This window comes from Psychrobacter lutiphocae DSM 21542, from assembly GCF_000382145.1.
GTDB lineage: Bacteria > Pseudomonadota > Gammaproteobacteria > Pseudomonadales > Moraxellaceae > Psychrobacter > Psychrobacter lutiphocae.
Window position 1 is genome coordinate 40,508 of sequence record NZ_KB907623.1, and the last position, 17,083, is coordinate 57,590.

Sequence of the window (17,083 nt, forward strand, 5' to 3'; positions counted from 1 at the left end):
ACTAGGGCTCTATGCTTGACTTAGTGGCATTAGCATTAGCAGATGCTAGAACAGTTGGTATTGATTTTGAGTTATTATTAGCCTTTGCCTTAGGTGCAACTTTTGGTAAGCTCAAAGCCACATATTGGTCAGCGATACGCTGTGCTAAGTTGTCATACAGCCAGTCTTGAATTTGTTTTCCTTGCTTATCCTCGATACTCACAGAGGCTTCATCAAACTGATAGGTGCGTTCAACTTGAATAGAGTTTTTAACAATAATCGGCTCGTTAGAGAGCACATTGGTGGTGTCAATGGTCTCATAGGTGACATCTGCTGACAGCACTAAGCGAATTTCAGTTAAAATACCTACCAACTCATAGCGTCTAAACTGGATGTTATCTACTCGGATAGTAGCTGAGTATAAGGCATTGTCAGACGTAACTTGACGGCTAACATCATCGACAACTTGTACCCCGACACTATTTAGCTTCTGTTTTAATGGTTGTTTTAAACGAAAACTGACTGGGTCTTCATCAATACTTAATACTGCGCTACTAACAGCATAAGTCATAGGGGTCTCATAGCCACGTAAATGGAAGCCACAACTGCTCAGCAACAGTGGTGAGCTAAGCACTACTGCTGTCATTATTGCAGCAGCAAACCTTTTGGTAACCGAGTGCTTGGCTACTTGCATAGTCGTTGCACTGGTTTGCGCTTGTAGATTTATCATCATGAACCTACCACAACTATATTAACCAGCTTATTGGGAACAACGATTTCTTTTTTAATCTCACCAGTGAGGTATTTCGCCACACTTTCTATTTGCTTGGCTTGTGCTTTTAAGCTGTCGTGATCGCTGTCTGGTGCCACTTCCATTTTGCCACGCACTTTACCATTGACCTGAACCACCATAGTGATGGTGTCATGAATCAAGGCTGATTCATCAAGCTGTGGATAGCTTAAGTTAAGGGTATCAATGCCTAGGCTTTCTAATAAATGCTCAGCAATGTGTGGCGCATAAGCGGACAATAATGTGAGCAGACTGGTGATGGCTTCGTGTTGTACTGCCAATGTTTCAGCAGTATAGGTCTTCGTGCTTGACGCAAAGTTACCCAGTTCATTTTCTAGCTCCATTAAGCTTGATACTGGCGTATTAAGCGATAAGCGCTCGCCTAAGTCATTGTCAATTTTGGCAATAACCTCATGCGTTTTGCGTCGTAAGTCTTTTGCTGCTTTGCTTAGCTGAGCCGTATCTAAATCGCTGATCTGCGGTAGGCTATCGACAGTCAATGATAAGTCGGCTAGCGCTTGGATATGGCTTTGAACTGTACGCCATACTTTTTTCAAGAAGTTATAAGGGCCTTTTAATGAATCATCTGACCATTCAAGGGTTTGATCAGCAGGGGCTGCGAATAGGGTGTATAAGCGTACCGTATCAGCACCGTATTGATCAATCGTGGTTTGTGGGTCAACGCCATTGTTTTTTGATTTCGACATTTTTTCAATTTTACCGATGGTTACAGGCTGACCATCAGCTTTTAATGTAGCGCTTACGGGCTGACCACGCTCATCAAGTTTAATATCGACATCTTCAGCGAAGTAATAGGTTTTGCCACCTTCAGGATTGTCACGATACAAAGTACCTGCCAATACCATACCTTGAGTCAGTAGATTTTTGAATGGCTCATCACCAGAGACCAAGCCCTCATCACGCATCAATTTGTGATAGAAGCGGGCATATAACAAGTGCATCACCGCATGCTCAACACCGCCCACATACTGGTCTACTGGCAGCCAAGTATCAGCCGCTGCTTTATCAACCATTTGCGTGTCATCATTTGGGCTGGCAAAGCGGGCATAATACCAGCTTGATTCCATAAAGGTATCAAAGGTATCGGTTTCACGCTCAGCAGGGCCACCACATTTTGGGCAAGTGGCATTCACAAACTCAGGCATGTTTTTAAGTGGGTTACCACGACCATCTGGTACCACATCTGTTGGTAGAATGATGGGTAAATCCGACTCTTCGACTGGCACGTTACCACAGTATTCACAATTGATCATTGGAATGGGGCAGCCCCAGTAGCGCTGGCGAGAAACCCCCCAATCACGTAAGCGATATTGGATTTTTTTTGTAGCAAGGTTTTGTGGCTCAAGCTTGGCTAGCATGGCTTCAAATGAGCCGTCAAAGTCAAGACCATCAAACTCACCAGAGTTGACCAAGGTGCCACGTTCTGTATAAGCACCTTGATGATCATCAGGGGTTTGGATGACCGTCTTAATCGGTAAGTTGTATTTGGTAGCAAACTCATAATCACGCTCATCGTGCGCTGGCACCGCCATAACCGCACCTGAGCCATAGCTCATAAGCACATAGTTGGCAACCCAAACAGGGATTTCTTCACCAGTTAATGGGTGGGTGACGGTTAAGCCAGTATCCATACCGATTTTGTCGGCTTTGGCTAGGTCAGCTTCGGCAACCGAACCTTTTTTGCACAGCTCGCAGAATTCAGCGATTTTTGGATTTTGTTCAGCGGCCAATTTTGCCAATCTGTGTTCCGCGGCCACAGCCACATAAGTCACACCCATTAAGGTGTCTGGGCGGGTAGTGAATACATCTAGGGTACTGATATCATCACTGTTTTTGTAAGGGAAGTGTACTTCCATACCCTGACTGCGACCAATCCAGTTGCGCTGCATGGTGAGTACATCACTTGGCCATTGACCTTCAAGCTGATCTAGATCATCAAGTAGCTCATCGGCATATTCGGTGATTTTGAAGTAATACATTGGAATATCACGTTTTTCAACTGGAGCACCACTGCGCCAGCCTTTGCCATCGATGACTTGTTCGTTGGCCAGTACGGTATTATCCACTGGATCCCAGTTAACGGTGGCCAGCTTTTTATAGACCAGACCTTTTTTGTACAGTTGTAAGAAGAACCACTGCTCCCAGCGGTAATACTCAGGTGAGCAGGTGGCAAATTCACGTGACCAGTCAATAGATAACCCCAAGGTTTTTAGCTGTGCACGCATGTTGTCGATATTCGAGTACGTCCATTTGGCCGGCGCAACTTGGTTGGCAATGGCTGCGTTTTCAGCTGGCATACCAAAGGCATCCCAACCCATAGGCTGCAATACTTTGTCGCCTTTTAAGCGATAATAACGGCTTAACACATCAGAGATGGTGTAGTTACGTACGTGTCCCATGTGTAGCTTGCCGCTTGGGTAAGGGAACATCGACAGCATATAACGAGTGCGGCTGTCAGCGCTGATATCATTACTGACTTCAAAGCGCTTGTCAGCATCCCATTTTGCCTGTTGTTTGGCTTCAATGGTGTGTGGGTTATAATGATTTGGATTAACTTGATCAGTTGTTGCAGTGCTCATAATAGGCTCTAAGTTAAAAATATTTAGTTGGTTATAGAAAAATTAGCAAAAAGGGTGATAAATAATGAGAAAATTAGATACGATAGAATAGCGCAAATTGACTAAAATTGCGATGGGGAGAGGCTAACTTTAGCGTTTATCTGCTGCAAATAGGGTGATAGCGTTTTTATTTTTCATATTTTGGCTCATCTTCTAAAGCGAAAAACAATCAATCAAACTAGGAGTTATGATGACAATCACAGTTTATGGCATCAAAGCCTGTAGCACCATGAAAAAGGCTTTTACCAAGCTCGATGAAATGGGCGTGGCGTATGAGTTTCATGATTATAAACAACAAGGCGTTGATAAAGACAGCGTTCAGCGTTGGGTGGACACCTTGGGTATTGCCAAAGTATTAAACAAACGTGGTACCACATGGCGTAAGCTGACTGATGAACAAAAAGCGGCAGCCGATGCCAGTGTCGATACCGCCATCGACTTGTTGGTAGAAAATACCAGCATGATTAAGCGTCCTATTGTAGAAGGCAAATATAAGGGTAAAGATATTTTATTGTGTGGTTTTGATGATGCAGAGTTTACAGAAGCTTTTGTTTAAAAAAGGATGTTAAAAAAAGAGAGCATTGATAATATAGGTTATTTTATGTCAATAGTGAGGTAATGAACCATTTTAAATAACGGTTTAGCGTGTAATTTTAGTCTTAATTAATGATAATTCATATAAACTTCATAATAAAGGTCGGTATTTATTGAATGAGTTGTGTATTATTATAAGGAACACCTTATTAAATTTATATTAATTCTGAAAAATAGCCTAATTTTTTAAGCCTGCTTAGCCTACAAAGGGTAGTATTCAGTCTATATTGGATTTGTGTTCCTTGATAGGTTACTTTTCAAAAATAGAATTATTAATTTTTATAAAGAGAATAATTATGAAGAATGTTTTGATGATCTCAGCTCTAACGATCGGTTGTCTATTCGCTTTACCCGTGCAAGCAGCGGAACAATCCACTAAAGTCACTTTCGCCGATGGTAGTTATTGTGGTAGTTTTTCTGGAAATATGAAAGATGGCAAAAAGTTTCGCTTATGGCTACAGCCCAATCAAGAGTTGGTCATTCGCAATACGGGAAATGATCAGTTAAATGTGGCCTACGTTGAAGGCCCTAGTGGCCGTCTTGAAGGCGCAAGAGATTGCTATGAAGACAGAACTACCTATTATACGGAAAGTAAAGGCAACCATTATATGAAAGTATATGGCAATGACAGCTATAGCTCAGTAGAGTTTTGTGCTTATTAACGAACCTTGTACCTGACTTGATCTAATACCTTTTTTATAAAATAACCTATCTTTGTCAGCCTCACTGAACCTGCTATTTATAGCGTTTGCATTCGCTTTCTTAGATAGGTTAATTTTTAGATTTGATAACATATAGGATTTACGTAGAAATGGAGGATGGTTATATTCAATTTTAGGTAAATCCTATAAGTGAAAGAAGCCCCAGTTTTTATCATACTTCTAGCTATAGCTTTTAAGAGTCTATAAATAAAGGGGGTGCCTGATGCTTGAAATAATTAACTCAGTGCACTTTCAAGATCACGACTAATTAATGTACCCACGCCTTCATTAGTGAAGATTTCCAGCAAGGTGGCGTTTGGCACACGCCCATCTACGATAACGGCACTTTTTACACCACCACGAACGGCATCTAAGGCACACTGGATCTTTGGAATCATACCGCCTGAGATGGTGCCATCGGCAATCATCGCATCCACGCTTTTTGGCGTTAAGCCAGTGACCACCTTGCCTTCTTTATCGAGCACGCCTTTAATATTGGTTAATAGTAGCAGCTTTTCCGCTTGGATAAACTCCGCCACTTTACCTGCGACCAAGTCGGCATTGATATTATAGCTGTTGCCATCTTTATCGACGCCAATTGGCGCAATGACAGGGATAAAGTTGGAGCCAATGAGCATCATAATCACATCTTTATTGACGCTGACTACCTCACCGACAAAGCCCAAATCAATCTCGTGATCATGACCGGCCTCATCGACCTTATTCATCATTAGTTTTTTGGCACGAATCAGATTGGCATCTTTTCCAGTTAGACCGATAGCACGACCGCCATGCTTATTAATTAGGCTGACGATAGATTTGTTGACGCTACCACCCAGCACCATCTCCACCACATCCATCGTGGACTGATTGGTCACTCGCATACCGTCGATACGATCTGATTGACGACCCAACTCTTTGAGTAGATTGTCCACTTGCGGGCCGCCACCATGTACCACCACAGGATGTAAGCCAACTGTTTTTAGTAGCACAATATCTCGTGCAAATGAGCTTTCAAGCTCAGGATCTGTCATGGCATTACCGCCATATTTGACGACAATAATTTTATCTTCAAAGCGTTGAATGTAAGGCAGGGCAGTGGTTAATACTTCAGCAGTGGTTTTGGCTTGGGCAAGATTTAGGGACATGATGGGCTCGTATAATTAGGATAGGGTTAGTTGCAAATAGACAGACTCACCGTCATTGACAACTTACAGTTTGTTTATTGGAGTAGGCTAGCTGTATTTATTAAACTAACGGTATTAAATAAGACAATTATAACCGACAACTGCTATCTGGCAACCTCAATTGCTGCCACTTGCTGTGCCAATTGCTGATGAATGTTATGACACAAGTTCACAAAGTACCCCTGAATTCGCTTTAAGTCTGCCAAGGTATCAGCGGCAAAGCGAACCGTTAAGCTGTTGCTGGTATTAGACAGGCGGATGATGCCAAAGCCTCGATCGAAGTCTAAGCGTATGCCATCGATACAGCTTAAGCGTACTTCATCATCAGCGGCAAGATTTAGATTCAGTGTTTCTGGCTGCTGCTCTAAGTGTTGGCACAATTGATCGAGCTTGGCACGCACAAGTTGAGTGGGGGTTTTGTCAGCTTGCTGTGATGGGTATGGTGAGGGCTGCTCAGCGGTTTCTAATTCAGAAGACGTTTCTGCCAGTGGTAGCTCTGAAGGTGATAAGTCTGATAGGGGTAAATTTGACAATGACAAATATTCATCAGCGGTACTGACCAAAGGCGGCAGATTATCAATAATATCTGCCAGCTGCACCGTGTGTTGAGTTACCAGCTGATAGCGCTGCGCATGATATACCAACCAGTTTAATAGACGTAATCCGGCGTACATGGCATCATCATGCAACAAAAAATAGCCATCATTGAACAGGAAGTGACCGGATAATTCACCAGCAAATAAGGGGGCTTGCACTTGAGCGTCGGCAGAATCAGAGTTGCCTTTTAGCTGACAGCTTTTGGCATACAGGGCATGACGCAAGATGCTACTGCCAGTTTTACTCATCTGTCCAACAGCACCGATCTGTTCGAGTAGCTGAGGCACTTGATGTGCGCATTTGACATCAAAGATAACGATGGGTTTTTGGCATAAGCTGTTCGTATTATCCAGACTGTTTGTATTATCTAAGCTGTCTTTATTATCTAAGCGCTCTGTATCTTTATGCGCTAAGCTGTCTTTATCTTTATCAGATAAATAGTAATCTTCCACCGCCACTTGCGCCAACAAATACAGCAAATGATCTGGTGCCAACGGTCGCCCTTGATTATCCACCACCATCAAGCGATCACCATCACCATCAAAGCCAAGACCAATATCGGCCTGATGCTCAACCACTGCTGATTGTAATTCACGCAAACGATGCGGCTGAGTTGGGTCTGGATCTCCTTTTGGAAACTGCCCATTGGGATCTTCATTTAACAAAATAACCTGATGACACAGCACAGAGAACTGCGCAAACAATAACGACGCAAATGGGCCTGTCGTTCCATTTAAGCAATCTATCACCACCTTCAATGGCTTCACCATTGGTACCTGAGTGCTGTACGCCATATCCACAAGCTGAGCATCATACAGCGGACGAATGGTATCGATAGCTTGTTTGGCACTTTGTAGATACGGGGCAGCCACCTGTTGCTGGCTTAACTCAAGCAGATTGGACAAAGGCGCTGTTGGCTCAAATTCAGGTGGCAGCTGCTGAGTGGTCAGCTGTTGATAGAGCGCCAAAATATCTTCACTACTGGGCGACTGTCCATCCACCACCCATTTAATACCATTAATAAAGCGCGTCGAATGACTGGCGGTCGTAATCAGTCCATGTCCCTGATATTTATTCGCCCAAAACACCATAATTGGCGTCGTCACCAACCCCAGCCAAATTACCTCAACCCCAGCTTGTCGGCAGCTTTGCGCAAACCGATCGGCAATCGCCTGACTGTCCTGGCGCATATCATAACCCATCACAATCTGAGTTGCTCCGACCGTATCACGTAAATAACGGGCAAAAACATGACTTAAAGCCAACACAAAAGACGGGGTAAACAACGCATGTTTCCCACGAATATCATAAGCTTTAAACAAAGGTCTTTGAGCAACAAAGGGATGTAAAGGCAAGGGGCAACTCCATAAACCAACACAGTCATCAACACAATGCCACTTGCCGTCTATTAAGGGTATCAAAATCCACTGTCAATACGGCAGGCACAACGCAACTGCTACCTCCAATATAGCACCGAGCCAAAGCGCTTGACAATACACACTCTGTTACAGTCACAGCCCAGCGTCCCCACCGCCCAAACCCACCACCACAACCAACAAAAACAAATAAAAAACAACACAAGGAGCCACTCTTGCTTTTCGCTCATATCTTGGCCAGCACAGGGGCAGGCGCTATTGACAGGCACCGTTCCTGCGCCACGAGACCGTTACCTGCCAAGCGCCTGCAACCCTGTGCTTTACCAAGGATAACCGCTTCAATCAAGGCTAAACCGCATCCCACGACGCCCATCACGCACCAAACTGTCACAATCATGCAACATTTAACCCAAGATTTGTGTTGTGTCATAGAGCGTATAAGCTCGTATGGGCATTAGGTGATATGATGTGTAGGCTGGTAAATATTTGGCAAGATGGTATCTACATCACGCACCAAATTACGACTTGTGCAAGGTTTGGTACCCTTCCTTTCTCAAAGGAAGGGCTGGGGATGGATTTTCTTCACGCATCTCAGTAGAGGTGCCGAAAAAACGTAACTCACCAATCAAACAACATTGAAAAGTGACAGGACTTGTAGCGTGGGTGTCGTTACCTCCACCCAGCCTACATCACGCCCTAAACTCTGACGCACACAAAGTTTGGCACCCTTCCTTTTCCTTTAGCCAAGCACAGCTTGTCTCTTGCGATGCTAAAAAGCTCTCCCAGAGTTTTTATTAACGCTTCTCAGGGAATGGATTTGCTTATTTGTTTTCTTCACGCATATCAAGGCTGGCGTGTGGTGGGTTACGCTCGCTTAAAATGCTCTGCGAGCCTTTACGCTCACTAACGCCACCCTTGAATTTGAATCTTGGCGGAGGGATTTTCTTTTTACTTGCACGATTTGTAGGTTGGCGTCGAGGTACGAGACCCAACATTTTATAAACCACAAATTTAGATATTGAACATCGCTGGGTGTCGTTACCTCCACCCAGCCTACATCACGCACCAAATTATGACTTGTGCAAGGTTTGGCTCCCTTCCTTTTGCAAAGGAAGGGCTGGGGATGGATTTCAGCCAAGCACAGCTTGTCTCTTGCGATGCTAAAAAGCTCTCCCAGAGTTTTTATTAACGCTTCTCAGGGAATGGATTTGCTTATTTGTTTTCTTCACGCATATCAAGGCTGGCGTGCGGTGGGTTACGTTCGCTTAAAATGCTCTGCGAGCCATTACGCTCACTAACGCCACCCTACGAATCAGAATCTTGGCGGAGGGATTTTCTTTTTACTTGCACGATTTGTAGGTTGGCGTCGAGGTACGAGACCCAACATTTTATAAACCACAAATTTGGATATTGAACATCGCTGGGTGTCGTTACCTCCACCCAGCCTACATCACGCACCAAATTACGACTTGTGCAAGGTTTGGCTCCCTTCCTTTTTCAAAGGAAGGGCTGGGGATGGATTTTCTTAAAGGTTTGCTACTAATCTTGGCGGATGGGTTTTCTAAGGTAGGGCTACAACTACTGACGTCCGGAATGACCAAAGCCGCCAACACCACGTGCACTTTCTTCATCAAACTCTTCCACGATGGCAAACTCAGGACGCACCACAGGCACCACCATATATTGCGCCATACGCTCTGCTGGATTCAACACAAAGTCACTGTCGCTACGGTTCCAGACACTCACCATCAGCTCGCCTTGATAATCGGCATCAATCAAACCAACCAAATTACCCAGCACAATGCCATGCTTATGACCCAAGCCTGAGCGGGGCAAAATAATACCGGCATAATTCGGATTCGCAATATAAATCGCCAAGCCGGTACCAATCAATTGCGTCTCACCCGCTTTAATGGTGATCGGCTCATCAATGCAAGCACGCAAGTCGATACCGGCTGAGCCATCGGTGGCACGAGTCGGCAGTGGGAAGTTTGGATCGTTACCAATTTTTGGATTTAAGATTTTTACCTGTACAGAATTCATGGGATGTCCTTTTATTTTATCCAGTAGCCACACTGCGCTGTTGTTAGAGGCAGTGCAAGTTTTAGAGGCAGTGCAAGGCTATAAAATTAATGCCTACATTTGTATTTATTAAAAAGCGATGCCTATAAAATTAGCAAACTTGCCAGACCTAAGAATGACATAAAGCCGACAATATCCGTCACTGTGGTTAAGATGACTGAGGCAGATAGGGCAGGGTCAATATCCAGTCTTTTTAAGAATAGTGGGATGCCGATACCTGCCACATTGGCCGCTGTCATATTAATGGCAATGGCGCAGGCGATCACCAAGCTGATTTTGGGGTCATGGAACCAAATCTGAGCGATACCTGCCATAATCAGCGCCCAAATAATACCATTGAGTGCACCGACCCACAGCTCTTTATTCATTAGCCATAAGCGGTTTGAGCCCCCGATTTGCCCCATGGCCAGACCACGAACCACCACGGTTAGCGTCTGGCTACCTGAGATACCGCCCATACTCGCCACCACAGGCATCAATACCGCAAGCGCAACCACATGCGCCAATACCTCTTCAAATTGGCCGATTACCGAGGCCGCCAGTAGTGCGGTTAATAAGTTGATGCCCAGCCAGACGCTGCGACTTTTGGCACTGCGTAAGATGGGCGCAAACAGCTCTTCATCATCACTCACACCGGCTAAGTGCTTCATGGTGCTGTCAACGTCATCTTGGATGATTTCCATGATATCTTCAGCGTTGAGTTGACCGACCAGCTCACCAAAGTCATTAATAACAGGGGCGTAGCGGATATCTGAGGCACGAAACACAGCAGCTGCATCTTGAATGTCCATTTTATCATTGATGGTAATGGCTGGATCTATCCACTCTGACACCAAAGATTGCTGTGGGTATTTGATCAAATCCACCAAGCTCAATAAACCCAAGAGTTGATGACTGCTGTCGACCACAATCAGCTCTTGCGCCTGATCATCGAGCAGGTCTTGGTCACTGCGCAGCCATTGCTGTACTTGTTCTAGAGTAATATTGCCTTGAATCTGAATCGTATCTGGATCCATATAGTCACCGACCTCATACTCGGCATAAGTATTGAGGTGGCTAACTTGTTGACGAATCTCGTCATCAAGATTGGACATGACTTCAGAGCGTACCTTTTCATCAACCGTATCTAGGATTTCGGCAATATCTTGTGCGTCCAGGTCTTCAGCAAGGGTCTCAATCTCAACCGCTTGCATGTTTTTCATCAAGGAGGGTCGAATGTTGTCTTCAACCTCGGCCAGCACTTCCCCTTTAATCTCTAGCGGTACTTGTTTCCAGATCAGCCTACGGTCATCGCTTGGGAAAGATTCTAGTAGGTTAGCAATCTCATATTCAGACTGCTCCTCCAAAAAATCAGCCATAAGCGTCAAGTCATTATCAGCGACCAAGGTCTGCAAATAAATCAGCTTATCTTCGGCGCGGTCGTAACCTTCAGGGGGAACTTCTTGCTTGGATGTGTGTTCAGTATTACTCGACATACGCGCCCCTAATTGAGTTGATTGTGATGGTAGATTTATAGTAGAAACAAAAATGACAGGAGTGACTCCTGCCATTTTGGGGTTATTTTACAATATTAAGTGAGAATGATTAAGCGATAATGCGTTAAGTTTTATTGACTATCAACAGCCAGTATTAATAAATTTTTAAACCCAGTAATGAGTGGATTGAACAAAAAGCTTGCGTCTTTATGGTGGTCATTGTATGACCTTGAAAATTGAGCTTTATCCAGTCACCGTCCAAGGTTTTAACCTGAATTAATCCATAGGATTGGCGACCCACCATATAAAACCGATAAGGGATGACCAGCTTTCCAGATGTGTTTATAAAACCTAAAATACCCTCTTGCTCAACGGCTGCCAGCCCATTTTCAAAGCAGTAGGCCATGTCATATACAAATCCAATAAACTGCTCGCCTTTGCGATTAATAAATCCATATTTGTCGTTGATCTGAACTGGTGCCAAACCAGCAACAAAAGCCCCAGCACTTTGGTAGTCAAAGGCAATAACCACGTTACCCTGATGGTCTAAATAGCCCCAGTTTCCGTTTTTATTGGCGGCAATTAACCCCTCACTAAAATAGCCTATCTCATCATGCTCTATGGGAATGATGGTGTTCCCTTGCGTATCGAAGACTCCCCATTTGCCCTCTTTATTGACTCTAGCTAATCCATCAATAAAGTCAAAATAAGCTATATCAAATTCAAAAGCTATGACAGTGTCACCTGCGGTATTGATGACACCGGATTTACCCTGTTTTCTCACAGAGCTTAGACCATGACGAAACAGGCTTACATTATCATAAAGAGGGAAGGCTAATTCGCCATTTAAATCTATAAAGCCCCATTGATTACCGACTTCAACACGAGCCAGATTGCCGTCAGAAAAGGCATTAGCGTGATCGAATTTGAAAGGGATGACGACCTCGTTTTTGCGATTTATAAATCCAAACTTACCCTGCTTTTTAACAGGAGCGAGTCCCTGTGAGAACGCATAGCCGTTTTCATATTCAAGGGGTATGACAGTTTCACCATCAAGACCGATATAGCCACATAGAATATCAACATCGTCTTTGTCGTACTTAATGGTTTGGACACCAATCAGCCCTTCTGCGAAGCTGGTGATACCATCATATTTAGCAGCAATAATGATATCTCCGGATTGGTTTATCAGACCGTACTTCTCATTTTTCTCAAAAATGGCTAAGCCGTCTGTAAACTCAACATAACTTTGTAGCTTATATGTCGAAACGACAGCACCGCTGACGTTGATAAAGTAATAACGAAAATTGTCAAAGACTAAAGCTTGGCCGTCTTTAAACGACTCGGCATAGTCAAACTTAAAAGCAATAACCTCATTGCCATGCTTATCAATATATCCATATTGATTATTAACCGAAACCGCAGCTAATCCTTCAGAAAATGGGGCGGCATCCTCATATTTAAAGTCAATAACGAGGTCATAAAGTTGATTAACATAACCATATTTTCCATTTCTAGACGCTAACCATAGTTCGTTTTGTGATTGACACCCATATACGAAAATATTGTTAGCCTCATCGTAGAAATCACGGACTGCTTGAGAATTGTGCATCATTAAAGGGTCTTAAAGAGTATGAAAACTATAAGAATTAACAAAAGAGATGAATTAGCCACAGCGCAAGCGATGAGTCTTAGCTAAATAGTCGCGTGCGAAGACCGAGCACCCTCCACAGGCGTTGGCAAGCAAAATAATTAGATAAAGCAAGCGAAGTTGGCTCTTAGTTATGCTTATAATCTTGTCATTGACTCCCGTATTAAGTATGGCTACCCCAATCTCAACTCTTTGCGTAGGCTGTGGCTTTAGCCCAGCATATTTAGCTAAAAATTAGGTTTTGCTGGGCTAAAAGCACCAGCCTACATGGGATTGTAATTAGTTGAGAGTGGGGTTATGGCTATTTCTTTTTAAGTAACGCTTTAATGTTGGCCATATATTCGTTGGCCACCTCTTGCGGATCACGCTGTGCTTTTTTCTTTTTGGCATTGGCTGGCCAGTCGAGATGCTCCTCGGGCAGCTCTTCTAAAAAGCGGCTTTGAGTAGTCGTACGCATTTGACCACCGCCACGACGTTGCGCTGCTAAGGTTAAGGTTAGCTCACGGCGAGCACGAGTAATGCCCACATACATCAAGCGCCGCTCTTCTTCGATGGTCTCACCAATAATAGAGTTGCGATGTGGCAACAGCTCCTCTTCAAGCCCCATAATGTAGACAAAGTCAAACTCCAAACCTTTGGCCGCATGCAAGGTCATTAAGTTAACCTTGTTGGTATTTTCCTCTTCTTGCTGCTGCTCCAGCATATCGAGTAATACCAACTTGCGAATGACGGCATCAATGGTCTTGTCATCGTCATCATCGGCACGGTTAATCAAGGCTTGAATACTGGTGTATAACATTTCGATGTTATCGAGACGGTTCTTTTCTTGTTGCGGCGTTTTGGAATCACTGCGCACAAAGTCAATATAGCCGGTCTCATCGATCATCTGACGCACTAACGGCACTGGGTCTGGATGCTGATCCAGCTCACGGGTGTAATGTTCGATAAAGTCGCCAAAGTCTTTAAGCGTGCTATATGCCTTGGTTGGCAGCACATGCGGCAGACCGCCATGCGTACAGGCAGCGAGCAATGACACGCTGTGTTCTTGCGCAAACAGTCCAAGCTTTTCTAAGGTTGCTGGACCCAGACCACGTTTTGGAGTGTTGACGATACGCAAAAAGGCACTGTCATCTTCAGGGTTTAAGATTAAGCGCAAATAACCCATCACATCTTTAATCTCACTGCGCGCGAAGAAAGACTGACCGCCAGAGAGCTTGTAAGGCACTTGTAGCTGACGCAGCTGCGCCTCTAGCATACGTGCTTGGAAGTTACTGCGATACAGTACCGCATATTGCTCCCACTCATTGCCATGACGCAGTTTGTGAGTGACAATCTCTTTGGCAACACGTTCAGACTCGTCATCATCGTTGCGGCAGTTAATAATGCGGATTTTCTCGCCTTGACCTTTATCCGACCATAAGGCTTTTTCGAACAAATGCTCATTGTTCATGATGACCGTGTTGGCTGCACTCAAAATACGGTTGGTTGAGCGATAGTTTTGCTCAAGCTTAATCACTTTTAGTTTCGGGAAGTCTTCTTTAAGTAGTGCCATATTTTCAGGTCTGGCACCGCGCCAAGCGTAGATAGACTGGTCATCGTCACCCACCACCGTAAATCTACCTGTTGGGCCGACAATCAGCTTAATCAGCTCATACTGAGCGGTGTTGGTGTCTTGATACTCATCGACCAATAAGTAACGAATACGGTTTTGCCACTTGTCACGCAGTTGTACATTTTCACGCAAGATTTTGGCTGGCAGCACGATTAAGTCATCAAAGTCCACCGCATTATAAGCACGTAAGTTGCGCTCATATAAAGCATAAAGGGTGGCAAAAATCATATCCTCTGGATCGTCTAAAGTTTCCATCGCCTTTTCTGGCTCGATTAAGTCGTTTTTCCAATCAGAAATAAACTTAATGGCCTTACCCACCAGCTCACGACTTTCTGCGCCAGACAAGTTGTCACGCATCATCAGCTCCATCAATAGGCGCTTACTGTCTTCAGCATCCATGATAGAGAAGTTACCCTTTAAAGGCGTGTGCAATAGCTCATAACGCAAAAACTGTAAACCAAATTGGTGGAAGGTCGAGACGGTCAAGCCACGGGTTTTTTCTTTTGGCAGTAAGGTGGTTACCCGTGCTTTCATCTCACGGGCGGCCTTATTGGTAAAGGTCACTGCGGTAATGCGCTCGGCAGGAATATTGCACTGCTCAATCAGATACGCAATTTTTTGGGTAATCACAGAAGTTTTACCTGAGCCTGCACCCGCTAAAACGAGGAGGGGGCCTGAGACATAGGTCATGGCCTCTTGTTGTTTTGGGTTTAGCTTACTCATGGCACACCTTATATTTTTCTGAGATGGATATTGTATAGTCAAAGAAGTCTAGAATGATTACAAGGCAACCGAGTGTAAGTACTACGCATGTAGGCTTAGCGAGGTTAACACTGTAACCGTTTAATAGTTCGCAGATTATAGTTATAGAAAGGGTATTATAGGAGGTGATACCAAAATCACAACTGCTAAAATGACAATTAATACCGCCAGATAAGAGTAAAGGATGTCATAAAGAAGAAGAATGATAGCAATAGGCTACTAAATGGCAGAAAATTTGTTATCAATCGTCTCTTTTTTACACGCTTTTTGTTACAATAACTATCTGTTGTAAGTTGTAACAAAGTATGACTCAAAGTCTTGTCTAGCTTAGGTTAACAAAAGAAATTTATATGACTTCGGCAAAAGTGCCATCAATATATCGCAAAAAAACGATAATGACTTACTATTTTACAACCATAACCACTAGATATGATCAGTGATAGGGTTTGTTTGTTATAAAGCCAGTCTGTTATAATGCACAGATTACAAGCTTTGTTATCATACCTAAATATGACAGTGAATAACTTCGAAGAATATTCGAATAAATGGGTGTGAGGTTAACATTAACTAGACTCAACTGCGGATTTAATTTTTGGTTTAGCTACATAAGCTTATGGAATAACTCTATAAGCTCTTCTTAGCCGACTATTAAGTCGTATGTTTTTAGTTAAAAAACCTTACCCTTTTTAGGGGTATGTAATATAATAGACTTAGGCGGTTAGGAACCAAGTCAGATTCTAACTGTTTTGATGTCAATAAATAAGCGTAATAATTTATTTTGTTAAAGTTATTTATTGAAATTAAATTACACGCTTTTACCTATGTACTTAAATTAAGTTGAGGATACTATGATTAAACGTCAAGCATTACTATTAGCTGCTCTAGCTGGTCTAAGCATGACATCTGCAATGGCAGAAACCGCTGGTACGTGGACTATTGGTGCTGGTGCAGCTTATGTTGACCCAAAAAGCAACAATGGTGTATTAAGTAATGGTGCTAGAGTAGATGTAGATTCAGATATCAAACCTACTTTGACTGCTGAATATTTTGTCATGAACAATGTTGGTGTTGAGCTACTAGCATCACTTCCATTCCGCCATGACATCGAGTTAAAAAATGCAGACGGTACTCGTTTGACAAATGCTAAAACTCAGTTATTACCACCAACTTTATCATTACAGTACCACTTTGATGGCATTAACCCATATGTAACACCATTTATTGGTGTTGGTGCTAACTATACTTCTTTCTTCAAAGAGCGTTCAGGTATACCTGGTACTAAACTAGACATCAAAAACAAATGGGCAGCTGCTGGCCACGTTGGTTTTGATTTCAACGTTACCCCAACTGAAGCGATTCGTTTAGATGCTCGTTATATCGACCTTAAGCCAGACGTAAGACTAAACGGTCAAAAAGTTGGTAAAGCCGATCTTAAGCCATGGGTATATGGTGTATCTTACGTAAAACGTTTCTAATTGAAACTTAATTTACGAAGACATTGACCAAGGTTAACTGACTTTTATTAAGCTAATTATTGATCACTTTATAAAGCAGTTAATCTTAATAAAAATCCCCGTAATTTAGGTTACGGGGATTTTTTTATGTGCTCGTTTTCTTTATTTTAAATTCAATTTAAAC

The 17,083-nt window shown here is 43.4% G+C and carries 12 protein-coding genes; 3 read left to right on the plus strand and 9 right to left on the minus strand.

What is annotated here, in order from left to right:
• Position 1: 1 nt before the first annotated feature.
• Together H140_RS0101140 and leuS are read right to left on the minus strand one after the other, a co-directional pair.
• Positions 2-712: an LPS-assembly lipoprotein LptE gene (locus tag H140_RS0101140; RefSeq protein WP_201546696.1), complete on the minus strand. Its 711-nt coding sequence runs from the start codon at positions 710-712 to the stop codon at positions 2-4.
• The gene (gene leuS, locus H140_RS0101145) at positions 709-3,369 is read right to left on the minus strand and encodes a leucine--tRNA ligase (protein ID WP_019671818.1); all 2,661 of its coding nucleotides are present in this window, start codon (positions 3,367-3,369) and stop codon (positions 709-711) included. Before leuS ends, H140_RS0101140 begins: the two co-directional genes overlap by 4 nt.
• A gap of 229 nt (positions 3,370-3,598) precedes the next feature.
• Here leuS and H140_RS0101150 point away from each other — a divergent pair, with 229 nt between their 5' ends.
• A complete protein-coding gene (locus tag H140_RS0101150; RefSeq protein WP_019671819.1) occupies positions 3,599-3,964 on the plus strand; it encodes a Spx/MgsR family RNA polymerase-binding regulatory protein in 366 nt (121 codons plus the stop codon).
• A 334-nt stretch (positions 3,965-4,298) separates the two neighbouring features.
• On the plus strand, positions 4,299-4,664 hold the full coding sequence (locus tag H140_RS0101155; protein ID WP_019671820.1) for a hypothetical protein: 366 nt from the start codon (positions 4,299-4,301) through the stop codon (positions 4,662-4,664).
• 275 nt (positions 4,665-4,939) lie between these two features.
• Here the strand turns inward: H140_RS0101155 and argB are convergent, their stop codons facing one another.
• From argB to H140_RS0101200, 7 genes are all read right to left on the minus strand, one after another.
• Complete coding sequence (gene argB / locus H140_RS0101160; RefSeq protein ID WP_019671821.1) at positions 4,940-5,851, minus strand: acetylglutamate kinase; 912 nt, start codon at positions 5,849-5,851, stop codon at positions 4,940-4,942.
• Between the two features lie 143 nt (positions 5,852-5,994).
• Positions 5,995-7,842 carry a phosphohexomutase domain-containing protein gene (locus H140_RS0101165; RefSeq protein WP_019671822.1) on the minus strand — a complete coding sequence of 616 codons (1,848 nt, stop codon included), beginning with the start codon at positions 7,840-7,842 and terminating at the stop codon, positions 5,995-5,997.
• Positions 7,843-8,684: 842 nt separating this feature from the next.
• Positions 8,685-8,858 (minus strand): hypothetical protein, encoded by a 174-nt coding sequence (locus H140_RS15750; protein ID WP_019671824.1) that lies wholly within the window; start codon positions 8,856-8,858, stop codon positions 8,685-8,687.
• 583 nt (positions 8,859-9,441) lie between these two features.
• On the minus strand, positions 9,442-9,906 hold the full coding sequence (gene dut / locus H140_RS0101180; protein WP_019671825.1) for a dUTP diphosphatase: 465 nt from the start codon (positions 9,904-9,906) through the stop codon (positions 9,442-9,444).
• Positions 9,907-10,028: 122 nt separating this feature from the next.
• Positions 10,029-11,420, minus strand: a complete 1,392-nt coding sequence (locus tag H140_RS0101190) for a magnesium transporter (protein ID WP_019671827.1) — start codon at positions 11,418-11,420, stop codon at positions 10,029-10,031.
• A 154-nt stretch (positions 11,421-11,574) separates the two neighbouring features.
• A complete protein-coding gene (locus H140_RS13680) occupies positions 11,575-13,035 on the minus strand; it encodes a WG repeat-containing protein (RefSeq protein WP_019671828.1) in 1,461 nt (486 codons plus the stop codon).
• Positions 13,036-13,372: 337 nt separating this feature from the next.
• Entirely contained in the window at positions 13,373-15,406 is a 2,034-nt protein-coding gene (locus H140_RS0101200; RefSeq protein WP_019671829.1) for a UvrD-helicase domain-containing protein, read from the minus strand.
• Positions 15,407-16,293: 887 nt separating this feature from the next.
• Between H140_RS0101200 and H140_RS0101205 the strand changes: the two genes are divergently transcribed.
• Entirely contained in the window at positions 16,294-16,920 is a 627-nt protein-coding gene (locus H140_RS0101205) for an OmpW/AlkL family protein (RefSeq protein ID WP_019671830.1), read from the plus strand.
• Positions 16,921-17,083 lie beyond the last annotated feature (163 nt).

Coding starts and splice junctions, on each gene's coding strand:
- H140_RS15750 (WP_019671824.1), bottom strand. CDS start 8,858: ATGTTGGGTCTCGTACCTCGACGCCAACCTACAAATCGTGCAAGTAAA.
- H140_RS0101150 (WP_019671819.1), top strand. CDS start 3,599: ATGACAATCACAGTTTATGGCATCAAAGCCTGTAGCACCATGAAAAAG.
- H140_RS0101155 (WP_019671820.1), top strand. CDS start 4,299: ATGAAGAATGTTTTGATGATCTCAGCTCTAACGATCGGTTGTCTATTC.
- argB (WP_019671821.1), bottom strand. CDS start 5,851: ATGTCCCTAAATCTTGCCCAAGCCAAAACCACTGCTGAAGTATTAACC.
- H140_RS0101200 (WP_019671829.1), bottom strand. CDS start 15,406: ATGAGTAAGCTAAACCCAAAACAACAAGAGGCCATGACCTATGTCTCA.
- H140_RS13680 (WP_019671828.1), bottom strand. CDS start 13,035: ATGATGCACAATTCTCAAGCAGTCCGTGATTTCTACGATGAGGCTAAC.
- leuS (WP_019671818.1), bottom strand. CDS start 3,369: ATGAGCACTGCAACAACTGATCAAGTTAATCCAAATCATTATAACCCA.
- H140_RS0101140 (WP_201546696.1), bottom strand. CDS start 712: ATGATGATAAATCTACAAGCGCAAACCAGTGCAACGACTATGCAAGTA.
- dut (WP_019671825.1), bottom strand. CDS start 9,906: ATGAATTCTGTACAGGTAAAAATCTTAAATCCAAAAATTGGTAACGAT.
- H140_RS0101190 (WP_019671827.1), bottom strand. CDS start 11,420: ATGTCGAGTAATACTGAACACACATCCAAGCAAGAAGTTCCCCCTGAA.
- H140_RS0101205 (WP_019671830.1), top strand. CDS start 16,294: ATGATTAAACGTCAAGCATTACTATTAGCTGCTCTAGCTGGTCTAAGC.